Origin of the sequence: Herbaspirillum sp. NPDC101397 (assembly GCF_044767325.1) — a bacterium.
Taxonomy (GTDB): Bacteria; Pseudomonadota; Gammaproteobacteria; order Burkholderiales; family Burkholderiaceae_D; genus Herbaspirillum.
This window is the reverse complement of record NZ_JBIWNS010000005.1, coordinates 463114-469548: the sequence shown is the minus strand read 5'-3', so window position 1 is coordinate 469548 and position 6435 is coordinate 463114. Positions and strand designations below refer to the sequence as shown.

At 62.5% G+C, this 6435-nt stretch carries 5 protein-coding genes and 1 pseudogene; 1 reads left to right on the top strand and 5 read right to left on the bottom strand.

Going from position 1 to position 6435, the window contains the following annotated elements; all coding sequences use genetic code 11:
* Window positions 1-111, top strand: a pseudogene (locus tag ACIROW_RS14985) (ABC transporter ATP-binding protein); the annotation flags it as partial.
* A 179-nt stretch (window positions 112-290) separates the two neighbouring features.
* Here the strand turns inward: ACIROW_RS14985 and ACIROW_RS14980 are convergent.
* The 5 genes from ACIROW_RS14980 to ACIROW_RS14960 are packed head-to-tail and all read right to left on the bottom strand — an operon-like array spanning window position 291 to window position 6392.
* Entirely contained in the window at window positions 291-527 is a 237-nt protein-coding gene (locus tag ACIROW_RS14980) for a formate dehydrogenase subunit delta (RefSeq protein WP_402276978.1), read from the bottom strand.
* A 30-nt stretch (window positions 528-557) separates the two neighbouring features.
* The gene (fdhD, locus tag ACIROW_RS14975; protein WP_402276976.1) at window positions 558-1397 is read right to left on the bottom strand and encodes a formate dehydrogenase accessory sulfurtransferase FdhD; all 840 of its coding nucleotides are present in this window, start codon (window positions 1395-1397) and stop codon (window positions 558-560) included.
* A gap of 31 nt (window positions 1398-1428) precedes the next feature.
* Window positions 1429-4308, bottom strand: coding sequence for a formate dehydrogenase subunit alpha (gene fdhF, locus ACIROW_RS14970; RefSeq protein WP_402276974.1), 2880 nt, complete (start codon window positions 4306-4308; stop codon window positions 1429-1431).
* Between the two features lie 45 nt (window positions 4309-4353).
* A complete protein-coding gene (locus ACIROW_RS14965; protein WP_402276972.1) occupies window positions 4354-5916 on the bottom strand; it encodes a formate dehydrogenase beta subunit in 1563 nt (520 codons plus the stop codon).
* Window positions 5913-6392 (bottom strand): formate dehydrogenase subunit gamma, encoded by a 480-nt coding sequence (locus ACIROW_RS14960; protein WP_402276970.1) that lies wholly within the window; start codon window positions 6390-6392, stop codon window positions 5913-5915. Before ACIROW_RS14960 ends, ACIROW_RS14965 begins: the two co-directional genes overlap by 4 nt.
* Between the last annotated feature and the right edge of the window lie 43 nt (window positions 6393-6435).

Genomic DNA, 6435 nt, shown 5'->3' with positions numbered 1-6435 from the left:
TACGGCTACGTCCTGGAAAACGGCAAGATTTCCGTGCACGGCCCGGCCGACAAGCTACAGAACGACCCGGCGGTGCAAGCAGCATATCTCGGCGGTGGCGCACATCACTAGCCAAGTGAGCCGATACTTTTCTCTGGCATCCAATGCATCGGGTGTCGGAGAAATCTGATTAGCCGTGCGGATTTATGCGAAGAATCGGCCCGCTACCCAGCCCTTTGACAACCACGCATGTTGAGTACAACGGCCTTTTCCTTTGTGGCCGCACTATCTGGTTGCTCCCGCATCCTGCTCTACTGAATCGCCACCTGCAATTCGGCGCTATGCCTCTTCACCGCCGTCAGGACGATCTCGCTCAGTTCTGAGCCGCCCTCCTGCTCTACATACTCCAGCAAGGCACGCCGCATGCGCGGTTCCCAGAAACGCTTGATGTGCGTAGCCAGGTCTTTTTCCGCCTGCACGCGATCCGGCATGGTGGAAAAGAAAGTCCCGATCTGGTTGGCCATCTTGATGAGGTGCTGGACGTTCATGATGTAGTCTCGATTCTCTTATTGTTGCCGTCAGATCAGGCGATGGGCTCCGGCATAGACGACATGCCCTTGCCTGCGCACGAAGCCGATCAGCGTTACGTCGGTTTCTTTCGCCAGGCGGATCGCCAACGCGGTCGGCGCCGAAATCGCAGCGATGAAGCCGATGCCGACGGTTGCCGCCTTCTGCACCATTTCATAGCTGGCGCGACTGGTGATGATCACGGCGCCTGCTGAAAAATCCTGTTTTTGTTCGGCCAGGGCGCCGATTAGTTTGTCGAGCGCATTGTGGCGGCCGACGTCTTCACGCACCAGCGTGATCTTGCCGTCGCGGCCCATCCATGCCGCCGCGTGGGTAGCGCCGGTCTGCTGCTGCAATTGCTGCTGCGCCTGCATCGCATCCAGCGCCGCATGCAGCGTGTCGGCTGAAAACTGCAGCGCACCGGCCTGCACCGCGGCCGGATGGCGCACCGCCTGCTCCAGCGTCTCGGCCCCACACAAGCCGCAGCCGGTGCGGCCGGTCAGGTTGCGACGCTTTTCCTTCAGCGCGACGAAGCGCTCGGTGGCCACGTTCATTTGCACCTGGATGCCTTCGGCGCCCTGCACGATCTCGCAGTCGTAGAGCTCACCCGGGTTGGCCAGGATGCCTTCGGTCAATGAAAATCCCAGCGCAAAGTCTTCCAGGTCAGCCGGCGTCGCCATCATCACGGCATGCGAAATACCGTTGTACTCCAGTGCGATCGGCACTTCTTCGGCGACCACGTCGATGACGACTTCACGCCGGCCGTCGCGCCACTTCTCCACCTCAACCTTGGCCGCTGTCGCGAACTCGGCAGAGATATCATCGGGCGACGGGATGGGACATGCATTCATTGACTGCTTCTTTCTTCATTTCGTTGTTTCGTCATTTCGTGACCAAAGGCTCCTGCGACGCCTTCTCGCCTTTCAGCAAACCCAGCTGTTCCTGATGGAACTGCTGGTAATGCTGCTGCCATTCGGACGGCTGCGACACCGGCATGACCTGCACCGCCGTCACCTTGTACTCGGGGCAATTGGTGGCCCAGTCCGAGTTGTCGGTGGTGATCACGTTGGCGCCCGACTCGGGAAAGTGGAACGTGGTGTAGACCACGCCCGGCTGCACCCGCTCGGTCACCGTGGCGCGCAACACCGTCTGCCCGGCGCGCGACTCAATACCGACCCAGTCGCCTTCGCGCACGCCGCGGTCTTCGGCGTCGTGCGGATGGATTTCCAGGCGGTCTTCATCGTGCCATTGCGAATTCTCGGTGCGGCGCGTCTGCGCGCCGACGTTGTATTGCGACAGGATGCGGCCGGTGGTCAGGATCAGCGGATAACGCTGCGTCACCTTCTCGTCGGTGGCGAAGTATTGCGTGTTGAGGAACTTGCCCTTGCCGCGGATGAAACTGCCGATGTGCATGATCGGCGTGCCTTCCGGCGCCGCATCGTTGCACGGCCACTGGATGCTGCCGAGGCGCTCCAGTTTGTCGTAGCTGACGCCGTGGAAACTCGGTGTCAGGGCCGCGATTTCATCCATGATTTCCGATGGATGATTGTACGGCATCGGGTAGCCGAGCGCTTCGGCCAGCGCCACCGTGACTTCCCAATCGGACTTGCCGGACTTCGACGGCATCACCTTGCGCACGCGAGAAATGCGGCGCTCGGCGTTGGTGAAGGTGCCGTCTTTTTCGAGGAAGGACGAACCCGGCAGGAACACGTGCGCGTACTTGGCGGTCTCGTTGAGGAACAAGTCCTGGATCACGATGCACTCCATCTCTTGCAAGGCGGCGGCGACGTGCTGGGTGTTGGGGTCGGACTGGACGATGTCCTCACCCTCGCAATACAGGCCCTTGAAGCTGCCGTCGAGCGCAGCATCGAACATGTTGGGGATGCGCAAACCCGGCTCCGGATTGAGCGTCACGCCCCAGGCCTGCTCGAACTGCGAGCGCACGGTCGAGTCGGAGATGTGGCGATAGCCCGGCAGCTCATGCGGGAAGGAACCCATGTCGCAGGATCCCTGCACGTTGTTCTGGCCGCGCAGCGGATTGACGCCGACGCCTTCGCGGCCGACGTTACCGGTGGCCATCGCCAGGTTGGCGATGCCGATCACCATGGTCGAGCCTTGCGCATGTTCGGTCACGCCCAGGCCGTAATAGATCGCGCCGTTGCCGTTGGTGGCGAACAGGCGCGCGGCGCCGCGCAGTTCTTCGGCCGGCACGCCGCAGACGGCGGACATGGCTTCCGGCGAATTGTCCGGACGCAGCACGAACTCTTTCCATTGTTCGTAGGACTGCAGGTCACAGCGTTCTTTAATGTATTCCTCGCTTTGAAGGCCTTCGGCCAGGATCACGTGCGCCAGCGCGGTGATGACCGCGACGTTGGTGCCGGGGCGCAGCTTGAGGTGGTAATCGGCCTGAATGTGCGCCGACTTGACCATTTCCGTCGTGCGGGGATCAATGACGATCAGCTTCGCACCTTGGCGCAGGCGGCGCTTCATTTGCGAAGCGAACACCGGATGCGCCGACGCCGGGTTGGCGCCGATGATCATGATGACGTCGGACTTCATCACCGAGTCGAAGGTCTGGGTGCCGGCCGATTCGCCCAGCGTCTGCTTGAGACCGTAGCCGGTCGGCGAATGGCAGACGCGTGCGCAGGTGTCGACGTTATTGTTGCCGAAGGCGGCGCGCACCAGCTTTTGCACCAGATAGGTTTCTTCGTTAGTGCAGCGCGAGGACGTGATGCCGCCGATGGAATCCTTGCCGTGCTTGGCCTGGATGCGGCGGAACTCGCTGGCGGCATAACTCAGCGCCTCCTCCCACGACACTTCGCGCCACGGGTCGGTGATCTTGCTGCGGATCATCGGCTTGGTGATGCGGTCCTTGTGGGTCGCATAACCCCAGGCAAAACGTCCCTTGACGCAGGAGTGGCCGTGGTTGGCCTTGCCGTCCTTGTACGGCACCATGCGCACCACTTCGTTGCCCTTCATCTCGGCCTTGAACGCGCACCCGACGCCGCAATAGGCGCAAGTGGTGACCTTGCTGTGCTCGGCCTGCCCCATCATGATCACGGTCTTCTCGGTCAGCGTCGCGGTCGGACAAGCCTGCACGCAGGCGCCGCAGGAGACGCATTCGGATTCCATGAAGCTGTCCATCTGCCCGGCCGTGACACGCGATTCGAAGCCGCGGCCGCTGATGGTCAGCGCGAAGGTGCCTTGCGTCTCTTCGCAGGCGCGCACGCAGCGGTTGCAGACGATGCACTTGGAAGGGTCATAGGTGAAGTAAGGATTGGATTCATCCTTCTTCATCTCGAGGTGATTCTCGCCTTCGTAGCCGTAACGCACTTCGCGCAGGCCGACCGTGCCGGCCATGTCCTGCAGTTCGCAATTGCCGTTGGTCGGGCAGGTCAGGCAGTCGAGCGGATGGTCGGAAATGTACAGCTCCATCACGCCGCGCCGGATGTCGGCCAGCTTGGGGGTCTGCGTCTGTACCTTCATGCCCGGTTCGCAGGGCGTGGTGCACGAGGCCGGATAGCCCTTCATCTTGCGGCCGTCACGGCCTTCGATCTCGACCAGGCACAGGCGGCAGGAGCCGAATGGCTCCAGACTGTCGGTGGCGCACAATTTCGGCACATTGATGCCCGCCTCCACCGCCGCGCGCATGACCGAAGTGCCGGCCGGGACCGTGACGGCGACGCCATCGATTTCGAGGGTGACTTCGGTCTCTGAGACACGCGCCGGCGTGCCGTAATCTGTTTCGTTGAGCTGGTTCATGGCAACAACTCCTTGCGGAATGCGTAAGCGAATGGGAAATGGGACTCAGGCGGCTTTTTCAGCCGGCGAACCAAAGTCTTCAGGAAAATGATTCAAGGCCGACAGCACCGGATACGGCGTCAGGCCGCCCATGGCGCACAGCGAACCGTTGAGCATGGTGTCGCACAGGTCGCGCAGCAGATGTACTTGCTGAGGTCTGTTGTCATTAGCGATGATCTTGTCGATCACCTCGACGCCGCGTGTCGAGCCGATGCGGCATGGCGTGCATTTGCCGCAGGATTCGATGGCGCAGAACTCCATCGCATAGCGCGCCTGCTGCGCCATGTCGACGCCGTCGTCGAATACCACCATGCCGCCGTGGCCGACCATCGCGCCGAGGGCGGCGAAGGCTTCGTAATCCAGCGGCGTGTCGAGCTGTTGCTGCGGCATGTAGGCGCCCAGCGGACCGCCCACCTGCACCGCGCGGATCGGCCGGCCGCTGCGCGTACCGCCGCCGAAGTCGTCCAGCAGTTCGCGCAACGTCAGGCCGAAGGCCTTCTCGACCAACCCGCCGTATCTGACGTTGCCGGCCAGCTGAAACGGCAAGGTGCCGTGCGAACGACCGACGCCATAGTTCTTGTAAAACGCCGCGCCGCGGGCCAGCACGATAGGCACCGTCGCCAGCGAAATCACGTTGTTGATCACGGTCGGCTTGCCGAACAGGCCTTCCAGCGCCGGCAGCGGCGGCTTGGCGCGCACCACGCCGCGCTTGCCTTCGAGGCTTTCGAGCAGCGCGGTTTCTTCGCCGCAGATGTAGGCGCCGGCGCCCATGCGCACTTCCAGACTGAACGCCTTGCCGGAGCCGAGCACGTTGTCGCCAAGATAGCCATGCTTGTTAGCCGTGGCGATCGCCTCGTTGAGCGCGGCGATGGCGTGCGGATATTCTGAACGCACGTAGATGTAGCCTTGCGTCGCGCCCACGGCCAGAGCGGCAATCGTCATGCCCTCGATCAGCACGAAGGGATCGTCTTCCATCACCATGCGATCCGAGAAGGTGCCGGAATCGCCTTCATCGGCGTTGCAGACGATGTACTTTTGGGAAGCCTTCGCACCGGCCACCGTCTTCCATTTGATGCCGGTCGGGAACGCCGCGCCACCACGTCCGCGCAGGCCGGAATCCAGTACTTCCTGGACGATTTCTTCGCTGCTCATGCCGACCGCGCGCTTCAGTCCGGCATAGCCCTCATGCGCCAGATAGTCGTCCAGCGACACCGGATCGGTGATGCCGACGCGCGCAAAGGTCAGGCGTTCCTGCTTTTTCAGGTAGGGTATTTCGTCGGTGAGGCCCTGCGCGAGGGGATGCTCAAATGCCTTCACGCCGTCTTCCAGGAAACCGGCGTCGAACAAACCCGCAACATCATCCGGATCGACCGGACCATAGGCGACGCGACCTTGCTCGGTCTCTACCTCAACCAGCGGCTCCAGCCAGAACATGCCGCGCGAACCGTTGCGCACAATGTTGACCTGAATGCCGCGCCTTTCGGCTTCGCTGAAAACCGCCGCCGCCACGTCGTTGGCGCCCAGCGCAATTGCCGCGGAGTCACGCGGCACATATACGTTGATGCTCATGTCGCACCTCGCTTGGCTTGCAGCAGCCGGTCAAGCTTGTCGGCGCCGACCCGCGCATGCAGCTCGCCGTCGACCACCACATTGGGCCCACAGGCGCACAGGCCCAGGCAATACACCGGCTCGAGCGTAAACTGGCCGTCGGCGGTGGTTTCATGGAAAGCGCAGCCGAGCGCTTTCTCGGCGTGCTTCGCCAGCGCTTCGGAGCCGACCGACTGGCAGGCTTCCGCGCGGCACACCTGCACCACGTGCTTGCCGGACGGTTGCTGGCGGAAATGGTGGTAGAAGGAAATCACGCCGTGCACTTCGGCACGCGATACGTTGAGCGCGTCGGCGATCATCGGCACCGCATCGGCCGGCACGAAGCCGACCGCTTCCTGGATGCCGTGCAAAATCGGCAGCATGGCGCCGGGCATGTGCCGGCGCGCGGCGATGACGTCCCTGACCGCACCGACGTCGAATGGCTGTTGTCTGTTCATGGTTTCGTCTCCTGCTGAACTGCTGTCCGGTCCGGGTATATGT

Excerpts from the sequence above, each read along its gene's own strand:
- fdhD (WP_402276976.1), bottom strand. The coding sequence starts at position 1,397 with ATGAATGCATGTCCCATCCCGTCGCCCGATGATATCTCTGCCGAGTTC.
- fdhF (WP_402276974.1), bottom strand. The coding sequence starts at position 4,308 with ATGAACCAGCTCAACGAAACAGATTACGGCACGCCGGCGCGTGTCTCA.
- ACIROW_RS14960 (WP_402276970.1), bottom strand. The coding sequence starts at position 6,392 with ATGAACAGACAACAGCCATTCGACGTCGGTGCGGTCAGGGACGTCATC.
- ACIROW_RS14965 (WP_402276972.1), bottom strand. The coding sequence starts at position 5,916 with ATGAGCATCAACGTATATGTGCCGCGTGACTCCGCGGCAATTGCGCTG.
- ACIROW_RS14980 (WP_402276978.1), bottom strand. The coding sequence starts at position 527 with ATGAACGTCCAGCACCTCATCAAGATGGCCAACCAGATCGGGACTTTC.